Origin of the sequence: Streptomyces sp. NBC_00028 (assembly GCF_045041065.1) — a bacterium.
In the GTDB taxonomy this organism is placed as follows: Bacteria; Actinomycetota; Actinomycetes; order Streptomycetales; family Streptomycetaceae; genus Streptomyces.
In genome coordinates this window covers 3870050-3888080 of sequence record NZ_CP108293.1, presented here as the reverse complement: position 1 = coordinate 3888080, position 18031 = coordinate 3870050, and the positions used below count along the sequence as shown (strand labels likewise).

11 protein-coding genes are annotated in these 18031 nt (G+C 70.2%); 6 read left to right on the top strand and 5 right to left on the bottom strand.

Annotated features, from left to right (window positions below; all coding sequences use genetic code 11):
• Positions 1–18: 18 nt before the first annotated feature.
• Positions 19–3219 (bottom strand): tetratricopeptide repeat protein, encoded by a 3201-nt coding sequence (locus OG885_RS17085; protein ID WP_405732009.1) that lies wholly within the window; start codon positions 3217–3219, stop codon positions 19–21.
• 139 nt (positions 3220–3358) lie between these two features.
• Here OG885_RS17085 and OG885_RS17080 point away from each other — a divergent pair, with 139 nt between their 5' ends.
• The 5 genes from OG885_RS17080 (at position 3359) to OG885_RS17060 (ending at position 11960) form a co-directional block, all read left to right on the top strand.
• Positions 3359–5392 (top strand): thioredoxin domain-containing protein, encoded by a 2034-nt coding sequence (locus tag OG885_RS17080; protein ID WP_405732006.1) that lies wholly within the window; start codon positions 3359–3361, stop codon positions 5390–5392.
• A gap of 139 nt (positions 5393–5531) precedes the next feature.
• Positions 5532–6800 carry a glycosyltransferase gene (locus OG885_RS17075; protein WP_405732003.1) on the top strand — a complete coding sequence of 423 codons (1269 nt, stop codon included), beginning with the start codon at positions 5532–5534 and terminating at the stop codon, positions 6798–6800.
• The gene (locus OG885_RS17070; RefSeq protein ID WP_405732000.1) at positions 6797–8410 is read left to right on the top strand and encodes an ArnT family glycosyltransferase; all 1614 of its coding nucleotides are present in this window, start codon (positions 6797–6799) and stop codon (positions 8408–8410) included. The genes OG885_RS17075 and OG885_RS17070 overlap by 4 nt, the downstream gene beginning before the upstream one ends.
• Positions 8407–9567, top strand: coding sequence for a glycosyltransferase (locus OG885_RS17065; RefSeq protein ID WP_405731998.1), 1161 nt, complete (start codon positions 8407–8409; stop codon positions 9565–9567). The genes OG885_RS17070 and OG885_RS17065 overlap by 4 nt, the downstream gene beginning before the upstream one ends.
• Entirely contained in the window at positions 9564–11960 is a 2397-nt protein-coding gene (locus tag OG885_RS17060) for a galactose oxidase-like domain-containing protein (RefSeq protein ID WP_405731995.1), read from the top strand. The genes OG885_RS17065 and OG885_RS17060 overlap by 4 nt, the downstream gene beginning before the upstream one ends.
• On the opposite strand, the gene OG885_RS17055 is transcribed toward OG885_RS17060, so the two are convergent.
• The 4 genes from OG885_RS17055 to OG885_RS17040 form a co-directional block, all read right to left on the bottom strand.
• Positions 11947–12678: a Mut7-C RNAse domain-containing protein gene (locus OG885_RS17055; protein ID WP_405731992.1), complete on the bottom strand. Its 732-nt coding sequence runs from the start codon at positions 12676–12678 to the stop codon at positions 11947–11949. The two genes, OG885_RS17060 and OG885_RS17055, sit on opposite strands and share 14 nt — an antisense overlap.
• Before the next feature lie 33 nt (positions 12679–12711).
• A complete protein-coding gene (locus OG885_RS17050; RefSeq protein ID WP_405731989.1) occupies positions 12712–13338 on the bottom strand; it encodes a TetR/AcrR family transcriptional regulator in 627 nt (208 codons plus the stop codon).
• Positions 13339–13342: 4 nt separating this feature from the next.
• Positions 13343–14887: a DHA2 family efflux MFS transporter permease subunit gene (locus OG885_RS17045; protein ID WP_405731986.1), complete on the bottom strand. Its 1545-nt coding sequence runs from the start codon at positions 14885–14887 to the stop codon at positions 13343–13345.
• A 104-nt stretch (positions 14888–14991) separates the two neighbouring features.
• A complete protein-coding gene (locus OG885_RS17040; RefSeq protein ID WP_399948924.1) occupies positions 14992–15705 on the bottom strand; it encodes a hemolysin III family protein in 714 nt (237 codons plus the stop codon).
• Between the two features lie 342 nt (positions 15706–16047).
• Between OG885_RS17040 and OG885_RS17035 the strand changes: the two genes are divergently transcribed.
• Positions 16048–17871, top strand: coding sequence for a phosphoenolpyruvate carboxykinase (GTP) (locus OG885_RS17035; RefSeq protein ID WP_405731981.1), 1824 nt, complete (start codon positions 16048–16050; stop codon positions 17869–17871).
• Positions 17872–18031 lie beyond the last annotated feature (160 nt).

The window sequence follows — 18031 nt, the reverse complement described above, 5'->3', positions numbered from 1 at the left end:
GGTCCGGCGGGGTGGCGGTCAGTTCCTGGCCGCCACCGCCACCCCCATGACCTCCCGCGCATGCCGGTTCGGGACCATGCCCAGCCGCCATGCCTGCCAGCCGGACTCCAGGCTCACCCCCCGCTCCAGCAGGAGCAGATACGCCTCGATGTAGTCGTCGAGCTTCTCGTCCCGGGACGGATGGCCGCCTCGGGACAGCTGGGACAGCTCCTCCTGCGCGACCGCCGTGCCGATCTCCATGCCGCCCGGGGCCGCGTAGGGGAGCAGGGTGCAGCGCAGGAAGCGGGCCCAGTCCTCGCCGCGGCGGTCGCCGTACGAGGTGAACAGGCCGATCGCCTCGTCGCACAGGGCGAGCGCCTGCGGGGTGCGGGCGTTGCCCGCGTCCACCACGGCCAGCTCCAGACAGGTCCACGCCTCGCCGTGGGCGACGCCGATCCGCTGGAAGTCCGCGCGCGCGTCGACCAGGAGCTGACGGGCGAAGCCGGAGTTGCGCAGGGAGCCGGTCTGGGCCGCGCGCTGGTCCCTCGTGGCGCGCGCCGAGTGATGCCGGGCGCAGGCCAGACCATAGACGTCGCGGATGCGGGAGAACATCGTCCGGGAGCGTTCCAGCTCGCGCACCGCCAGATCCAGGTTGCCGGTCTCCTCCAGGGCCTGGCCCAGGTAGTAGACGGACCAGGCCTCACCGCGCGCGTCCTCGTTCTCGCGGTGCCGGGACGCCGCCTGGCGCAGACCGTCCACCGCCGGCGAGGGATCACCGGCGACCAGCCGGGCGCGCGCCAGCTGGGTCAGGGCCCAGGCCTCGCCGCGGGCGTCGCGGGTGCGGCCGTAGAGATCCAGGGCGGTGCGCAGTTCCTGTTCGGCTCGCGGTACGTCGCCCATGCGCAGGGCCAGCTGGCCGAGCTGGAAGTGGGCCCAGGCCTCGCCGTGCACGGACTCGCCCGCGTGGTGCAGGACCAGGGACTGGGTGAGCAGGTCCATGGCCTCGGTCAGATGGGCCCGGTCGCGTTCCACGGCCGCCAGAGCGTGCATCGTCCAGGCCCGGTCCGTCGCCAGCTCGGGGGCCGCCTGGAGGTCCAGGGCCTCGTGCAGCCGGGCCGCCGCCTCCGTCAGGTTGCCCTGGTGGTGCAGGGTGATGCCGAGGGAGCAGAGGGCTCGTGCGGCGCCCGCGTCGTGGTGGGCCTCCATGTACAGGTCGACCACCGAGGTCAGCGTCGTGCGCGCCTTGTCCAGCTCGCCCAGCTGACGCGCCGCGATACCCGTGCGCCACTGGACGGAACGGACCAGGAGACCCTGGTCGACCGCCTGCGCCAGCTCACTGATCTCACCCAGGCGGTAGAGATCGCCGCGCAGCAGGCAGTAGTCGCACAGCGCGCCCAGGAGATTCAGCACCGCCGCCTGGTTCACGCCCTCCGCGTGCCGCAGCGTCGAGGTGATGAAGCTCGACTCGTCGTCCAGCCAGCGCAGCGCCTCGTCCAGCGAGGTGAAGCCGTGCGGGGAGAAACGGTCCGAGCGGGTCGACATATTGCCGTCGACCAGGCGCAGCACCGAGTCGGCGAGCTCGGCGTAGTTCACGATGAGACGTTCCTGCGCCGCCGTACGCTCCGCCGGTTCCTCCTCGTCCAGAAGGCGGGCCTGGGCGAAGGCGCGGACCAGGTCGTGCAGGCGGTAGCGGTCACCGCGGACATGGTCGAGCAGACCCGCGCGGGAGAGCGCGACGAGCTGCCGGGTCGCCTCCGCCTGGTCCGTGGCGAGCAGCGCCGCGGCGGCCGCCGCGCCCAGGGAGGCCCGGCCCGCCAGCGCCAGGCGGCGCAGCAGCCGGCGGGCCGGCTCGGACTGGTCGGTGTAGCGCAGCCACAGCACCCGCTCGATCGGCTCCACCGGGCCGTACGCGCCCAGGTCCGAGGCCAGTTGACGCGGTGAACGCGGGCCGAGCGACGAACCCGCGATGCGCAGCGCGAGCGGCAGACCGCCGCACAGTTCCCTGATCCGGTCGGCGGACTCGGCGTCGTACGGCGCGGTCTTGTCCTGCGCGGACGCGGCGAGCAGCTCCTCCCCGCCCGCCGGATCCAGCGCCTCCACCGGGAGGTGGTGCACCCAGGCCGGAAGGTCGGCGGGCAGCTTCAGCGGAACCCGGCTGGTGACCAGGACCAGGCTGTCGGAACGCTCGGGGACGAGCGTGCGGACCTGCTCGGGGTCCGAGGCGTCGTCCAGGACGACCGTCACCGGCAGACCCGTCAGATGCTGGTGGTACAGCTCGCTCAGCCGCTTGACCTGCTGGTCGGGGGAGGAACGCTCCCGGAACAGCAGCTGCTCGCGGGGCGCGCCGAGCCGGTTCAGCAGATGCAGCAGCGCGTCACGGGTGGGCAGCGGCGGCTCCTCCGGGCTGTCGCCGCGCAGGTCCACCACACACGCGCCCCGGAAGTGGTCCCGCAGATCGTGCGCGGCGTGCAGCGCGAGCGTCGAACGGCCGCTGCCGGACGGACCGTGCAGCACCACCACCGTCGGGCGGGTCTCCGTGCTCGCCCGCGCCGACTGCACCCAGTGTCTGATCCGGCCCACCTCCTGCCGTCGGCCCGCGAACGCGGCCACCGGATCCGGAAGTTGGCCGAACGACTGCTCCAGCACGTTCCGCCCGCGGGCCGCCGCGCTCTTGTCGGCGCCCTTCAGCCGCGGCCCCGTCTTCTTCGGCCCGGTCGACGCGCTCCGCACCCGCTGCTGATCCAGGAACGGCCTGATGCCCCGCACCTCGAGGGCGGTCAGCCACGACAGCCTGAGCTGCTCGGGCCCGCCCGGCTGACTCGCCGCGCCCGCCTGGTGGTGCGCGGCCGGCAGATGTGACCCGGCGACCTTCACCACGGTCGCCGCCGCCCCCACCACCCCGACGGTCACCCCGGCACCGAGGGCCGTCCCCGCGCCGGTCCCCAGCACCAGGTCGGCGACGACGGCGGCTGTCGCGGCAACCCCGGCCACCAGCAACGGAGTTCCGCCGCCCTCCTTCGCGTACCGCTGCCCGAACGTCAGCTGCCCGGCCGCCGCCTCGTCCAGCGCGCGCGTGTACGCCTCGTACTCCTCGGTGGCCGTCTCGGCCATGGAGTCCAGTGCGCCGCGCGCCCGTGACAGCAGCACACCCCCGTCGATGCGCCCGCCCGACCGCCGCACCTCCTCTTCCACGGCCCGAGCCACCAGCCGCTCGGCTTCCACCCGATGGCTGTCCCGCATGTCTCGTCCCCCTCCGACGACAACGGTGTTCTTGGTCAAGTGTGCTGCCGTCGGGGCGCTGTGGGGAGAGGGCCGGAGGATCACCTTCTGCGACACGCCTGCCGCGTGACGGCCGGGGTACTGCGGCAGGATGGACCCCATGCCGAACCGACTGGCCCAAGAGACGTCCCCCTACCTCCTCCAGCACGCGGACAACCCCGTCGACTGGTGGCCGTGGTCAGGCGAGGCCTTCGAGGAGGCGCGCAAGAGCGGCAAACCCGTACTGCTCAGCGTCGGGTACTCCAGCTGCCACTGGTGTCATGTGATGGCTCACGAGTCCTTCGAGGATCAGGAGACCGCCGACTACCTCAACGCCCACTTCGTCAACATCAAGGTCGACCGTGAGGAACGCCCCGACGTGGACGCCGTCTACATGGAGGCCGTGCAGGCCGCCACCGGGCAGGGTGGGTGGCCGATGACCGTGTTTCTGACGCCGGACGCCGAGCCCTTCTACTTCGGTACCTACTTCCCGCCCGCGCCCCGGCACGGGATGCCGTCGTTCCGGCAGGTGCTGGAGGGGGTGCGCGGGGCGTGGACCGACCGGCGGGACGAGGTCGCCGAGGTGGCGGAGAAGATCGTGCGGGACCTCGCCGGGCGGGAGATCTCGTACGGCGACGCGCAGGCGCCCGGCGAGGAGGAGCTGGCGGGGGCGCTGCTCGGGCTGACGCGGGAGTACGACCCGCAGCGCGGCGGGTTCGGCGGGGCGCCCAAGTTCCCGCCTTCCATGGTCGTGGAGTTCCTGCTGCGGCATCATGCCCGGACCGGGGCCGAGGGCGCCCTGCAGATGGCGGCGGACACGTGTGAGCGGATGGCGCGGGGCGGGATCTACGACCAGCTGGGGGGCGGGTTCGCGCGGTACTCCGTCGATCGGGAGTGGGTCGTGCCCCACTTCGAGAAGATGCTCTACGACAACGCGCTGCTGTGCCGTGTCTACGCTCACCTCTGGCGGGCCACCGGCTCCGAGCTCGCCCGCCGGGTCGCGCTGGAGACCGCCGACTTCATGGTGCGGGAGCTGCGGACCGCCGAGGGCGGGTTCGCCTCCGCGCTGGACGCCGACAGTGATGACGGGAGCGGGAAGCATGTCGAGGGGGCGTACTACGTGTGGACGCCCGCGCAGCTCGTCGAGGTGTTGGGCGAGGAGGATGCCGAGCTCGCCGCGCAGTACTTCGGGGTGACCGAGGAGGGGACCTTCGAGGAAGGGGCCTCCGTTCTTCAACTGCCGCAGCACGAAGGGGTCTTCGACGCCGAGAAGGTCGAGTCCGTCAAGCGGCGGCTGCTCGACGCCCGCGCCGAGCGGCCCGCTCCCGGGCGGGACGACAAGGTCGTCGCCGCCTGGAACGGGCTCGCGATCGCCGCGCTGGCCGAGACCGGCGCCTACTTCGACCGGCCCGACCTGGTCGAGGCCGCCGTCGCCGCCGCAGATCTCCTCGTACGGCTGCATCTGGACGAGCACGCGCGGCTCGCCCGGACCAGCAAGGACGGTCATGTCGGCGCCAACGCCGGGGTGTTGGAGGACTACGCGGATGTCGCGGAGGGGTTCCTCGCGCTCACGTCCGTGACGGGGGAGGGGGTGTGGCTGGAGTTCGCCGGGTTCCTGCTCGACCATGTGCTCGCGCGGTTCGTGGACCCGGAGTCGGGTGCGCTGTTCGACACCGCCTCCGACGCCGAGCAGCTCATCCGGCGGCCTCAGGACCCGACCGACAACGCCGTGCCGTCCGGTTGGACCGCCGCCGCGGGGGCGCTGCTGAGCTATGCCGCGCAGACCGGTGCCGAGCCTCATCGCACGTCCGCGGAACGGGCGTTGGGTGTGGTGAAGGCGCTCGGGCCGCGGGTGCCGCGGTTCATCGGGTGGGGGCTCGCGGTCGCGGAGGCGCTGCTCGACGGGCCGCGGGAGGTGGCCGTCGTGGGGCCCGCCATCAACGATGCGGCCACAAAGGCCCTGCATCGCGCGGCACTTCTCGGCACCGCACCCGGTGCCGTCGTCGCCGTGGGGGTCGTCGGGAGTGACGAACTTCCCCTGCTGGCCGACCGGCCGCTCGTCGGCGGTGAACCGGCCGCGTACGTCTGCCGTAACTTCACCTGTGACGCACCGACGACCGAGGTTGAACGGCTTCGATCATCGCTGAACGGGTGAAGTCACCACACCCCTACGAAACATAGTATTTATCGGAAGATCCCTCGCACTTCACAGATCACCCATAACCTCTCCACAGTGACGCGGCAGGAGCAACAGGCCTGCCGCGACCGGGGGTTTTCAGGATCTGGGGGGATCTTTGCTGACGTCTGTGCTCATCGCTGCCGTTTCACTGGCCCTGTTCTGGATGGCGGCGTTCACGCTGTGGTGGCAGATGCACGCGTGGCGTACGCCCGAGGTGCTCGCCTCCACCCGGTTCAGCAGACCGGACGGGGGCGAACACGTCTCGTTCTCGCTGCTGCTGCCCGCGCGGCACGAGCAGGCCGTGCTCGACCACACCATCCAGCGACTGCTGGAGTCCAGCCACACCGACTTCGAGATCATCGTCATCGTCGGACACGACGACCCGGAGACCACGGCGGTCGCCGAGGCGGCCGCCGAGCGTGATCCGCGCGTCCGGGTCGTCGTCGACACCCACGAGAAGAAGAACAAGCCGAAGGCGATGAACACGGCGCTGCCGCACTGCCGCGGCGATGTCGTCGGGGTCTTCGACGCCGAGGACCAGGTCCATCCGGAGCTCCTCGCCCATGTCGACCACGCCTTCAGGACCACCGGGGCGGACGTCGTGCAGGGCGGCGTCCAGCTCATCAACTTCCACTCCAGCTGGTACTCCCTGCGCAACTGCCTGGAGTATTTCTTCTGGTTCCGCTCCCGGCTGCACCTGCACGCGCAGAAGGGGTTCATCCCGCTCGGCGGCAACACCGTCTTCGTGCGCACCGGCACCCTCAAGGAGGCCGGGGGCTGGGACCCCGACTGCCTCGCCGAGGACTGCGACCTGGGGGTGCGGCTGTCGTCCGTCGGCAAGAAGGTCGTCGTCGCCTACGACTCCGACATGGTGACGCGGGAGGAGACCCCGGGCTCGCTGATGTCCCTGCTCAAGCAGCGCACCCGCTGGAACCAGGGCTTCCTCCAGGTCTACCGCAAGAAGGACTGGAAGCAGCTCCCGGGCTTCGGGCAGCGGCTGCTCGCCCGGTACACCCTGATGACACCGTTCCTTCAGGCGTTCTCCGGTGTGATCATCCCGCTCAACGCGGCCGTCGCGCTCTTCCTCGACGTGCCCGTCGGGATCGCCTTCATCACCTTCCTGCCGGCCGTCACCGCGCTCGTCACCTTCGTCTTCGAGCTCGTCGGACTGCATGACTTCGGCAAGCAGTACGGACTGCGGGTGCGCTTCGTGCACTACCTCAAGCTGATCGTGGGCGGCCCCTTCTACCAGGTCCTCCTCGCCGGGGCCGCGATCCGCGCCGTCTGGCGTGAGCAACGCGGCCGGAACGAATGGGAGTTGACCAGTCACGTCGGCGCCCATCTGAACACCACAGCGGTAATCCGAGAGGACGTCCCTGCGTGACCTCCACCCTTCCCGCGGTGACCGCTCCGAAGGTCCCCGCGCAGCGGCAGCCTGTGCCTGAAGCGCGTTCGACCGATCGAACAACATCGAAGTCGAAGCGCCCCGATCTCCTCCTCTGCGGTGCCCTCCTCCTCGCGATCCTCGTCGTCCAGGGCTGGAACATCGCCGACTACCCGACCCTCAGCGACGACGAGGGCACCTACCTCGCCCAGGCCTGGGCCGTCCAGGAGGGCAAGGGCCTCGCCCATTACACCTACTGGTACGACCACCCACCGCTCGGCTGGATCCAGCTCGCCCTGCTCACCTGGATACCGAAGCTGCTGAGCCCCGACTCGATGACCGTCGGCTCGATGCGGGTCATGATGCTGCTGATCAGCGGCATCAGCGCGGTCCTCGTGTACGTCCTCGGGCGCCGGCTCTCCCTGCCCCGCTGGGCGGCCGGGCTCGGCATGGCCCTGTTCGGGCTCTCGCCGCTCTCCGTCGTCCTCCAACGCGAGATCTTCCTCGACAACCTCGCGGTCATGTGGACCCTGCTGGCGTTCACGCTGGCCGCCTCCCCGAGCCGCCACCTCTGGCACCACTTCGGCGCGGGCATCGCGGCGGCGACGGCCGTGCTGACCAAGGAGACGATGCTCTTCGTCCTCCCGGCGGTCTTCGTCACCATGTGGCGGCACAGCCACCGCGAGACCCGCAAGTTCGCCCTGACCGGCGCGATCACCGCCTGCGCGCTGATCGGCCTGTCGTACCCCCTCTTCGCCCTCCTGAAGGGCGAGCTGCTGCCCGGCAGCGGACATGTCTCACTGTGGGACGGGGTCAAGTACCAGATGACCAGGCCCGGTTCGGGCTTCATCCTCGACGCCGGCTCCGGCTCGCACGGGGTGCTCACGTCCTGGCTCTACTACGACCGGGTCCTGCCCCTCGGCGGACTCGCGGGCGCGCTTCTGCTCCTGGCCACCTGGCGCTGGTCCGTCACCGCCCGCGCGCTCGCCGGGCCCTCGCTGGCCGTGGGCATCCTCGCCCTGGTCGCCATGCGGCCCAGCGGCTATCTGCCCGCGATGTACATCATCCAGGCGCTGCCGTTCCTCGCCCTCGTCCTCGCCGGCGGCACCGCCTCCATCGCCCACGCCGTCCTCAACAGGCTGCGCTGGGTGGGCCGTTACGGCATCGCCGTCCTCCTCGCCGTCGCCGCCTGCGTGTATGTCGTACCGCGCTGGTACGACGGTGACCGCACCGCCCTCACCGCCGACGCCAACGCCCCCTACCGGGCCGCCGCGAAGTGGCTGGCGACCGAGGTGGCGCAGCCGGAGAAGACGCGGGTACTCGTCGACGACGCGCTCTGGCTGGACCTGGTGCACTCCGGGTACCGGCCCGGCCTCGGCGCCATCTGGTTCTACAAGGCCGACCTCGACCCGGCGGTCACGAAGACGATGCCGCGCGGCTGGAGGGACCTCGACTACGTCGTGGCCTCGCCGACCGTACGGCGCGACGCGGTCGACCTGCCCAACGTCAGGGCCGCCGTCCAGCACTCGACGCCCGTCGCCGTCTTCGGCACCGGCGCGGACCGGATCGAGATCCGGCAGGTACAGACCGCCCCTGGAGGCGTCCGATGAGCCATGAGTACACCGCGCCCGTCCCGCGCGTCGAGACCGCCGAGGTCCCCGAACCGGCCGCCGTCACCATCGTCGTACCGACGTACAACGAGTCGGCGAACATCCGTGAACTCCTGCACCAGATCACCGCGTCCGTGCCCGCCCGGCTGCCCTGCGAGGTCGTCTTCGTGGACGACTCCACCGACGACACCCCCGAGGTGATCCGCGAGACCGCGAAGGACTGCCCCTTCCCGGTGACCGTCCTGCACCGGGACGAGCCGGTGGGCGGGCTCGGCGGGGCGGTCGTGGAGGGGATGAAGGCGGCGGGGTCGGACTGGATCGTCGTCATGGACGGCGACTGCCAGCATCCGCCGTCCCTGGTACCGGAGTTGGTGGCGACCGGACAGCGGGCGAACGCCGGGCTCGTCGTCGCCTCCCGCTACATCAAGGGCGGCAGCCGGGCCGGGCTCGCGGGCAGCTACCGCGTCGCCGTCTCCCGCGGGGCGACCTGGCTGACCAAGTCCCTCTTTCCCCGCAGGCTGCACGGCATCAGCGATCCGATGAGCGGCTTCTTCGCGATCCGGCGCAGCGACATCGCGGCGGAGGCGCTGAAGCCGCTCGGCTACAAGATCCTGCTGGAACTGGCGGTGCGGAGCCGGCCGCGCGCGGTCACCGAGGTGCCGTTCGTGTTCCAGGAGCGGTTCGCGGGCGAGTCCAAGTCCACGGCCGAGGAGGGGCGCCGCTTCCTGCGGCACCTCGCCGGACTGCGCACGGCGACCCCGCTGGCCCGCATGGTGGTGTTCGGGCTGATCGGGCTCACCGGTTTCGTGCCCAACCTGGCCGCCCTGTGGGCGCTCACCCACGCGGGCCTGCACTATCTCCCCGCCGAGATCGTCGCCAACCAGTTCGGCGTGGCCTGGAACTTCCTCCTCATCGAGAAGGTGCTCTTCCGCGACCGGCGCCGCCACCGGCACTGGGCCGACCGCACGGTCCGGTTCGCGCTGCTCGCCAACGCGGACCTGGTGCTGCGGATCCCGCTGATCGCGCTGCTGGTCACGCACTTCGGGCTGGCGGCGCTGCCCGCCACGGCCCTGGCCCTCGTCATCACGTTCGTCCTGCGCTTCGTCGGGACCGAAGCGCTGGTCTATCTCCCACGCCGTAGGAGCCGCACCACATGAAAAACCGCCGTAGACAAGCCCTGTTGGGGGTGACCGCCCTCACCGCCGGTCTCCTCCTCGCCACTCCGCAACCCGCCTCCGCCGCCAACCTCATCAAGAACCCCGGCTTCGAGACCGCCGGCGGCGACATGCCGTACTGCTGGGAGAAGTCGGGATGGGGGGACAACGACTTCACCTTCAGCACCACCGCCGACGCCCATTCCGGCACCAAGGCCATGAAGGTCGAGCTCACCCGCCGCGTCGAGGGCGACCGCAAGGCCCTGATCACCGAGTCGACCGAGTGCGCGCCGGTGGTGACACCGGGCAAGCAGTACGACCTGAGCCTCTGGTACAAGTCGACCACCCCCGACACCGCCGTCACCCTCTTCCGGCACGACGCCACCGCCGGCTGGCAGTACTGGACGGACCTGAAGACGCTGGATATGGCCGGCAGTTGGACGCAGGCGAGCGTCCGCACCCCCGAAGTGCCCACCGGCACCGACCGGATCACCTGGGGCGTCTCCGTCTACGGCACCGGCTCCGCGACCACCGACGACTACACCATGGAGCAGGTCGCCGACCCGGTCCCGCCGGCGCAGTGCACCGGCACGGCCGACCAGTGCGCCAACGGCCGCTGGGACGTGCTGCCCACGCAGAACCCGGTGCGCTCCATGCACTCCGTCGTCCTCAACAACGGCAAGGTGCTGCTGATCGCGGGCTCCGGGAACAGCGAGGAGCAGTTCAACGCGGGGACCTTCACCTCGGCCGTCTACAACCCGGCCACCGGCGCCTACAAGGTCATCCCCACCCCGAAGGACATGTTCTGCGCCGGGCACGTCCAGCTCCAGGACGGGCGCGTGCTCGTGATGAGCGGCAACAAGGCGTACCCGGTCGTCGGCGGGCACGGCTACGAGGGGTTCAAGGACTCGTACATCTTCGACCCGGTCACCGAGACGTACAGCAAGACGAACGACATGAACGACGGCCACTGGTACCCGTCGGCGACCGTCCTCGGCAACGGTGACGTCATCTCCTTCGGCGGGCTGCGCGAGGACTCGACCGGGTCGGTGACCGCCGAGCTGTTCTCCCAGGCGGAGCAGCAGTGGCAGCCGCTGTGGAAGGTCAACCAGACCTGGTCGTACTGGGGCCTGTACCCGTCGATGATCCTGATGCAGGACGGCCGCCTCTTCTACTCGGGCAGCCATGTCTTCGGCAACAACATCCCGGGCACCGGCAGCGCGATCTACGACTACGGCGCCAACACGGTCACCCAGGTTCCCGGCCTCCAGAACAAGGACGAGCGGGACCAGTCCGCGAGCGTGCTGCTGCCCCCGGCGCAGGACCAGAAGGTCCTCACCCTCGGCGGCGGCAACATCGACTCCAACCCGGAGGCGAACCGGCTGACCGACGTCATCGACCTCAAGCAGCCCAATCCGGCGTACGTCGCCGGGCCGCCGCTCCCGCAGGGCACCGTCGACCTCGGCAACGGACCGCAGCCGGAGACCGGCAACCAGGGCAAGATGTACGTCTCCGCCGTGCTGCTGCCCGACGGCAAGGTGCTGGAGACGGGCGGCGGTCTGCACAACCGGGCCAACCCCGTCCACGAGTCCTCGCTCTACGATCCCGACACCGGCACCTTCGACCCGGTGGCCGCCGACCCCGAGGCGCGCGGCTACCACTCCTCCGCGTTCCTGCTGCCGGACGGCCGGGTCATGGCCACCGGCGACAACCCGGGCAACGGCACCTGGAACCACAACGTGTCGATCTACACCCCGCCCTATCTCCTCAAGGGCCCGCGTCCGTCGATCACTTCGGTCATCGACACCGAGTGGACCTACGGCGACACCCAGCGCATCACCGTCGACCGGCCCATCGCCAAGGCCGAGTTGATCCGCCCGGCCGCGGTGACGCACTCCTCCGACCCCAACCAGCGGTTCGTGGACCTGCCGCTCGCGGTGGACGGCAACAACGTCGACCTGAACGTGACGAGCAACCCCAACCTGGCGCCCCCCGGTTGGTACATGCTGTTCGCGGTGGACGCCAACGGCGTGCCGTCGGTGGCGAAGTGGGTGCACTTGCAGGGCCCCGCCGCGCTGAGCGCCACGGACGCCTCCGCCCACGTCCACGCCTTCGCCGACGATCTCTCCGGCAAGGTCACCGGGCCGGGCAAGAAGCGCACCTCGCAGAAGGTCAGCCCGACCCTCTCCGGCTGTGACCGCCACTACGGCTCGCTCAACGTCTGCGTGCCGACGGCGTTCCCGAAGGAGGTGAAGGCGACGGCGGCGGCCCGCTGCACCTGGCTGAAGAAGAACGACTACGGCCGCCTGAAGGTCAACGGCAAGGACGACCCGCTGGGCCTGGACCGGAACAAGGACGGCATCGCCTGCGGAAAGGCGGACGTCAGGAAGCGTTAGGGAATTCCTTCAGGGCGCGCTCCACGATGGCCTCCAGCTGGTCGTGGTGCGCGCCCTTCCAGTACGCCCGCCCGCACTCGGCGCACTGCGCGAAGACGTCGTACGACCGGTGCGTACCGCTGGCCAGCTGGTCCGCGACCTCGTCCTTCGTGGCCTCCTTCAGCAGGCCGTTGCAGGCGGTGCAGCGGGTCCAGGGGCGCAGCTCGGGGCGGAAGCGGTCGAGGATGTCCTGGAGCTGCTCCTCGGGGCGGGTGCTGTAGACATAGGCGCCGGCCCACAGCTCGCGGCGCCGCAGCAGCCCCCGGTCGCGGCTGAGCATGACGCGTCGCTCGGCGGCGGAGAGCGCGGCGAGGGCGGGGTCGCCGAGGTCCGTGGACTCGTACGCCGTGTCCACGCCGAGCAGGCGCAGCCGGCGGGCGAGGGTGCCGAGGTGGACGTCGAGGAGGAAGCGGAGCGGGGCGCCGGGGACCCGCTGGGGCCGGGCGACGGGCCGTACCTCCACCTGGTCGCCCGCCACGGGGACGTACGAGGTGGGTACCTCCCGGCCGTTGACCACCAGCGAGCCGGCCTCGGGCAGTGGGACGCCGAGGGACTCGACGACATGGCCGAGGGTGGAGACACCGTCGGTGGTCACCGGGGTGGCTCCGGACCGGCGTCCGTGCGGGACGAACAGGGCCAGTTCAGGGGCGACTTCGAGGTGGATCTCCGGTCCGTTCACCCGGTCAGGATGTCACGGGCGGGGGAGCCGGGCTCAGCTGTTTTTCGTGGGGAGGCCGCGGTCCAGGACGGTCAGGGCGCGTTCGAGGAGGGTGTGCAGGTCCTCCTCCATGTCGTTCTCCGCCCAGTACTGGTAGATCTCCGAGAGGCCGCCGATCAGGGACATCGTGTAGACCCGTACCTCCAGGTCCTCCGGGTCCCGGCCGGTGCGTTCCGCGACCGCCTGCGACAGCAGTTTGCCGGTGACGGACATGCTCTCCATCATCCGGGCGCGCACGGCGGGGACCTGGACCATCAGATGGGCGCGCACCCGGGTGATCCGGACCATCTCGTCGGAGACGTCGATGGCCTTGTGCATGATGTGCCGCACGGAGTCCATCCAGGGCTCGTCCACGGGCCGGGTCCGCAGCTCCTCCAGCATCACCGGGTCGTACTCGTCCGTGAGGACGATGTCCTCCTTGGTGGGGAAGTAGCGGAAGACCGTGGACGGCGACACCTCGGCGCGGTCGGCGATCTGCTCGATCGTGGTGGCCTCGTAGCCCTGCTCCTCGATGAGGGCGTACGTCGCGTCGCGGATCGCCGTCCGGGTCTTGATCTTCTTCCGCTCACGAAGTCCCAGTTGGGGGGCGTCGGTGAGCGGGAGGGGGCGTGCGGGCGTCATGAGGTCATTGTCGGGCATCGGCCGGCGGCGCCACCATGTCCGGGGTGCCCGCGGTCTCGTCGGCCTTCCGCGCTCCCGGCAGGAACGCCGCCGCGAGCAGGGCCGAGACGAGGGCGGCGACTCCGCAGACCAGCAGGACGACGCCCATGCCGTGGACGTAGGCGCTGTTCGCGGAGGCCGCCAGGTCGGCGGAGCCGGTCCGCTCGGCGACCAGGTGGGCCGCGACCACCGACTCCCCGGCGGTGTCGGCGGCCCGGTCAGGCAGCCCTGTGACGTCGAGGCGGTCCTGGAAGGTGCCGGCGAGCAGGCTGCCGAGCAGGGCGATGCCGATCGCGCCGCCGACCTGGCGCAGGGTCATGAGGAGCCCCGAGCCGCTGCCGGCGCGGTCGCGGGGGAGGGCGCCGAGCGCGTTGCCCATCGCCGGCATGAGCGCGAAGCCGAAGCCGAGGCCGGTGACGGAGAGCCAGAGCGCGGTGTAGCCGTAGCCGGAGTCGACCGTCGTACGGCTGCCGAGGAACGCGGCGAAGGCGAGGACCACCAGTCCGGCGCTGACCGTGGCGCGTCCGCCGAAGCGTACGGCGGCCTGTGGGGCGGTACGGGAGGCGATCAGGATGCCGCCCATCATCGGCAGCAGCCGCAGACCGGTGCCGAAGGCGTCGCTGCCGAGGACCGCCTGGAGGTAGGGCGGCAGTACGAACAGCAGTCCGGACAGGACGAACATCACCAGGGTCGCGGCGATCGTGTTGAAGAGGAAGCCGCGGTGGGCGAGCAGTGTCATGTCGAGCATGGGGCGCTCGGCCCGGCGTTCGCGCAGGACGAGGGCGGTGATCAGGGCGACGGACGCGACCAGCGTGGCGACGACCAGCGGGTCGCCCCAGCCGCGGGCGGGGGCCTCGATGATCGCGTAGACCAGAGCGCCGAGGCCGGTCGCGGTGAGCGCGGTGGCGAGGGCGTCGACCCTGGGCGAGGCGGGGTCGCGGGTCTCGGGGAGCAGGAAGACACAGGCGGCTATGCCGATCGCGGCCATCGGGACGTTGACCAGGAAGACCGAGCCCCACCAGAAGTGGTTGAGCAGCCAGCCGCCGATGATCGGGCCGAGCGGCAGACCGAGCGCGGAGGCGGCGGAGACGATGGCGGTCGCCTTGGGCTGCTCGTCGCGGCTGAACAGCGTGGGCAGCACCGAGAGCGCGAGCGGGGTGACCAGGGCCGCGCCGACACCCATCACGGCACGGGCGGCGATGACCCAGTTCACGTCCCCGGCGAGGGCGCCGATCAGTGAACCGGCGAGGAAGATCACGAGGCCGGTGATCAGCATCCTGCGGCGGCCGAACCGGTCGCCCAGCAGGCCAGCGGGCAGCATCAGCGCGGCGAAGACGACGACGTACGCGTCCGCCATCCACTGCTGCTGGCCGGTGGAGGCGCCGAGGTCGGCGGCCATGGTCGGCAGCGCCACATTGAGGATCGTCGTGTCGAAGCCGAGCGTCAGCATGCTGGCGACCAGGGCGGCCAGGGCCCACCAGCGGCGAGGGTCGGAAGTGGAAGTCTCCATGAAATGAGAGTAGCTCTCAAAATAGAGTGTCTGTCAACTGGAAACAGCCATCAAAAAGGGCCACGGCTTGAAGCCGTGGCCCTCGGAGGGGTGTGGGACGGGCGTTACGCGTGCTGGTACGCCACCAGCGAGATCCCCACGTAGTGGACGACGAACGCCGCCAGCGTCAGGGAGTGGAAGACCTCGTGGAAGCCGAAGAAGCGCGGTGACGGGTTGGGGCGCTTGATGCCGTAGATGACACCGCCCGCGCTGTAGAGCAGTCCGCCGACGATCACCAGGACCAGTACCGCGATGCCGCCGGTGCGCATGAAGTCGGGCAGGAAGAAGACCGCCGCCCAGCCCATCGCGATGTAGCAGGGGGTGTACAGCCAGCGCGGGGCGCCGACCCAGAAGACCCGGAAGGCGATTCCGGCCAGTGCCGCGCCCCAGATGCCCCAGAGCAGCCACTGTCCCTTGCTTCCCGGCAGGAGCAGCATGGTCAGCGGGGTGTAGGTGCCCGCGATGATCAGAAAGATGTTGGCGTGATCGAGTCTGCGCAGGACGCCGTCCATGCGCGGACTCCAGTTGCCCCGGTGGTAGAGGGCGCTGACGCCGAACAGCAGGCAGGCCGTCAGGGCGAAGATCCCGCAGGCGATCCGGCCCCGGGTCGAGTCCGCGAGAGCGGTGAGTACCAGACCCGCGATGAGTACGGCCGGAAACATGCCGAGATGCAGCCAGCCCCTGAGCTTCGGCTTGATCTCTTGCGACAGGGAGAGCGCTACAGGACCGCGGCCGGCGGCCGAGGGGTCCAGATGCGCGTCGGAGGCGGACGCAGTCATGTCCGGCATCGTACCTACGGACCCGTAAGTCGCGGATGAGGAGGAGCTGATAACCGGCCGAGAGTGGCCATCATCTCACGGCAGTTGACGCGCCGGAGGCCTTGGTAAAGAACCCTCAAGTCAACCCAACGTGCACGCAAAGAAGCGCTCCGGCAACAGCGCGTCACGTGGCAATCCTCACTCCGCTCACCTGTGATGCCCTCTGGACAGATGGGCGGTAGCGTCGGATGATCAAATGAGTGCGGTCGGCACCGGATGAGCGCCAAGGTCACCACCGAGAAGCATCCGGGTCGCAGCCCCCACGGGGCCTCCAAACAAAAAATCCCTCATCAAGGAGCAATCGTGGCGCGCGACATCGCGGCTCCCCCCGTCATCCCCACCCAGCACAAGGAACTGATCTCGTGGGTGAACGAGATCGCCGAACTGACCCAGCCGGACAACGTGGTCTGGTGTGACGGATCCGAGGCGGAGTACGAGCGCCTGAGCGAGGAGCTCGTGGCGAAGGGCACCTTCAAGAGGCTCGACCCGATCAAGCGCCCCAACTCCTACTACGCGGCCTCCGACCCGACCGACGTCGCGCGCGTCGAGGACCGCACCTTCATCTGCTCCGAGAAGGAGGAGGACGCGGGCCCGACCAACCACTGGAAGGCCCCCGCCGAGATGCGGGACATCTTCCAGGGCGAGAAGGGCGTCTTCCGCGGCTCCATGAAGGGCCGGACGATGTACGTCGTCCCGTTCTGCATGGGCCCCCTCGGCTCGGACCTCTCCGCGATCGGCGTCGAGATCACCGACTCCGCCTACGTCGCGGTCTCCATGCGCACCATGACCCGCATGGGACAGGCGGTCCTCGACGAGCTCGGCACCGACGGCTTCTTCGTGAAGGCCGTGCACACCCTCGGCGCGCCCCTCGCGGAGGGCGAGGCGGACGTCCCCTGGCCGTGCAACAGCACCAAGTACATCTCGCACTTCCCCGAGAGCCGCGAGATCTGGTCCTACGGCTCCGGCTACGGCGGCAACGCCCTGCTCGGCAAGAAGTGCTACGCCCTGCGCATCGCCTCCGTCATGGCGCGCGACGAGGGCTGGCTGGCCGAGCACATGCTGATCCTCAAACTGACGCCCCCGCAGGGCGAGTCGAAGTACGTCGCCGCCGCCTTCCCGTCCGCCTGCGGCAAGACCAACCTCGCCATGCTGGAGCCCACGATCTCCGGCTGGACGGTCGAGACGATCGGCGACGACATCGCCTGGATGCGCTTCGGCGAGGACGGCCGCCTCTACGCCATCAACCCCGAGGCCGGCTTCTTCGGCGTCGCGCCCGGCACCGGCGAGCACACCAACGCCAACGCGATGAAGACCCTGTGGGGCAACTCCGTCTTCACCAACGTGGCGCTGACCGACGACAACGACATCTGGTGGGAGGGGATGACGGAGGAGACTCCGGCGCACCTCACCGACTGGAAGGGCAACGACTGGACGCCGGAGTCACAGACCCCGGCCGCCCACCCCAACGCCCGCTTCACCGTCCCGGCCTCGCAGTGCCCGATCATCGCGCCCGAGTGGGAGGACCCCAAGGGCGTGCCGATCTCGGCGATCCTCTTCGGTGGCCGCCGTGCCTCCGCGGTGCCGCTGGTGACGGAGTCCTTCGACTGGAACCACGGCGTCTTCCTCGGCGCCAACGTGGCCTCCGAGAAGACCGCCGCCGCCGAGGGCAAGGTCGGCGAACTGCGCCGCGACCCCTTCGCCATGCTGCCGTTCTGCGGCTACAACATGGGCGACTACATGGGCCACTGGGTCGATGTCGCGAAGGACAAGGACGCCGCGAAGCTCCCCAAGATCTATTACGTCAACTGGTTCCGCAAGAACGACGAGGGCAAGTTCGTCTGGCCCGGGTTCGGCGAGAACAGCCGTGTCCTGAAGTGGATCGTCGAGCGCCTCGACGGCAAGGCGGAGGGCGTGGAGACCCCGATCGGCATCCTGCCGACGCGGGAGGCCCTCGACACGGCCGGCCTCGAACTGGCCGACACCGACCTCGACTTCCTCCTCACCGTCGACAAGGAGGTCTGGCGCGAGGAGGCCGCGCTGATCCCCGAGCACCTCAACACCTTCGGCGACCACACCCCGAAGGAACTGTGGGACGAGTACCGGGCGCTGGTGCAGCGCCTCGGCTGAGTCCCCGCACAGACCGCCGCGGTCGGCTCCGATCGTGCCCTGACCAGCTGTATCGTCACGGCCGACCGCGGTGACAGCCGACGAGGTTCCGTACAACGGCGTGCGGGATCAGGCCGTGTCTTTCGGATCAGCCCGACTCGGAGCGTCGGCGACCGACGAC

Coding starts and splice junctions, on each gene's coding strand:
- OG885_RS17080 (WP_405732006.1), top strand. CDS start 3,359: ATGCCGAACCGACTGGCCCAAGAGACGTCCCCCTACCTCCTCCAGCAC.
- OG885_RS17050 (WP_405731989.1), bottom strand. CDS start 13,338: ATGACGCCCGCACGCCCCCTCCCGCTCACCGACGCCCCCCAACTGGGA.
- OG885_RS17045 (WP_405731986.1), bottom strand. CDS start 14,887: ATGGAGACTTCCACTTCCGACCCTCGCCGCTGGTGGGCCCTGGCCGCC.
- OG885_RS17085 (WP_405732009.1), bottom strand. CDS start 3,219: ATGCGGGACAGCCATCGGGTGGAAGCCGAGCGGCTGGTGGCTCGGGCC.
- OG885_RS17040 (WP_399948924.1), bottom strand. CDS start 15,705: ATGACTGCGTCCGCCTCCGACGCGCATCTGGACCCCTCGGCCGCCGGC.
- OG885_RS17065 (WP_405731998.1), top strand. CDS start 8,407: ATGAGCCATGAGTACACCGCGCCCGTCCCGCGCGTCGAGACCGCCGAG.
- OG885_RS17060 (WP_405731995.1), top strand. CDS start 9,564: ATGAAAAACCGCCGTAGACAAGCCCTGTTGGGGGTGACCGCCCTCACC.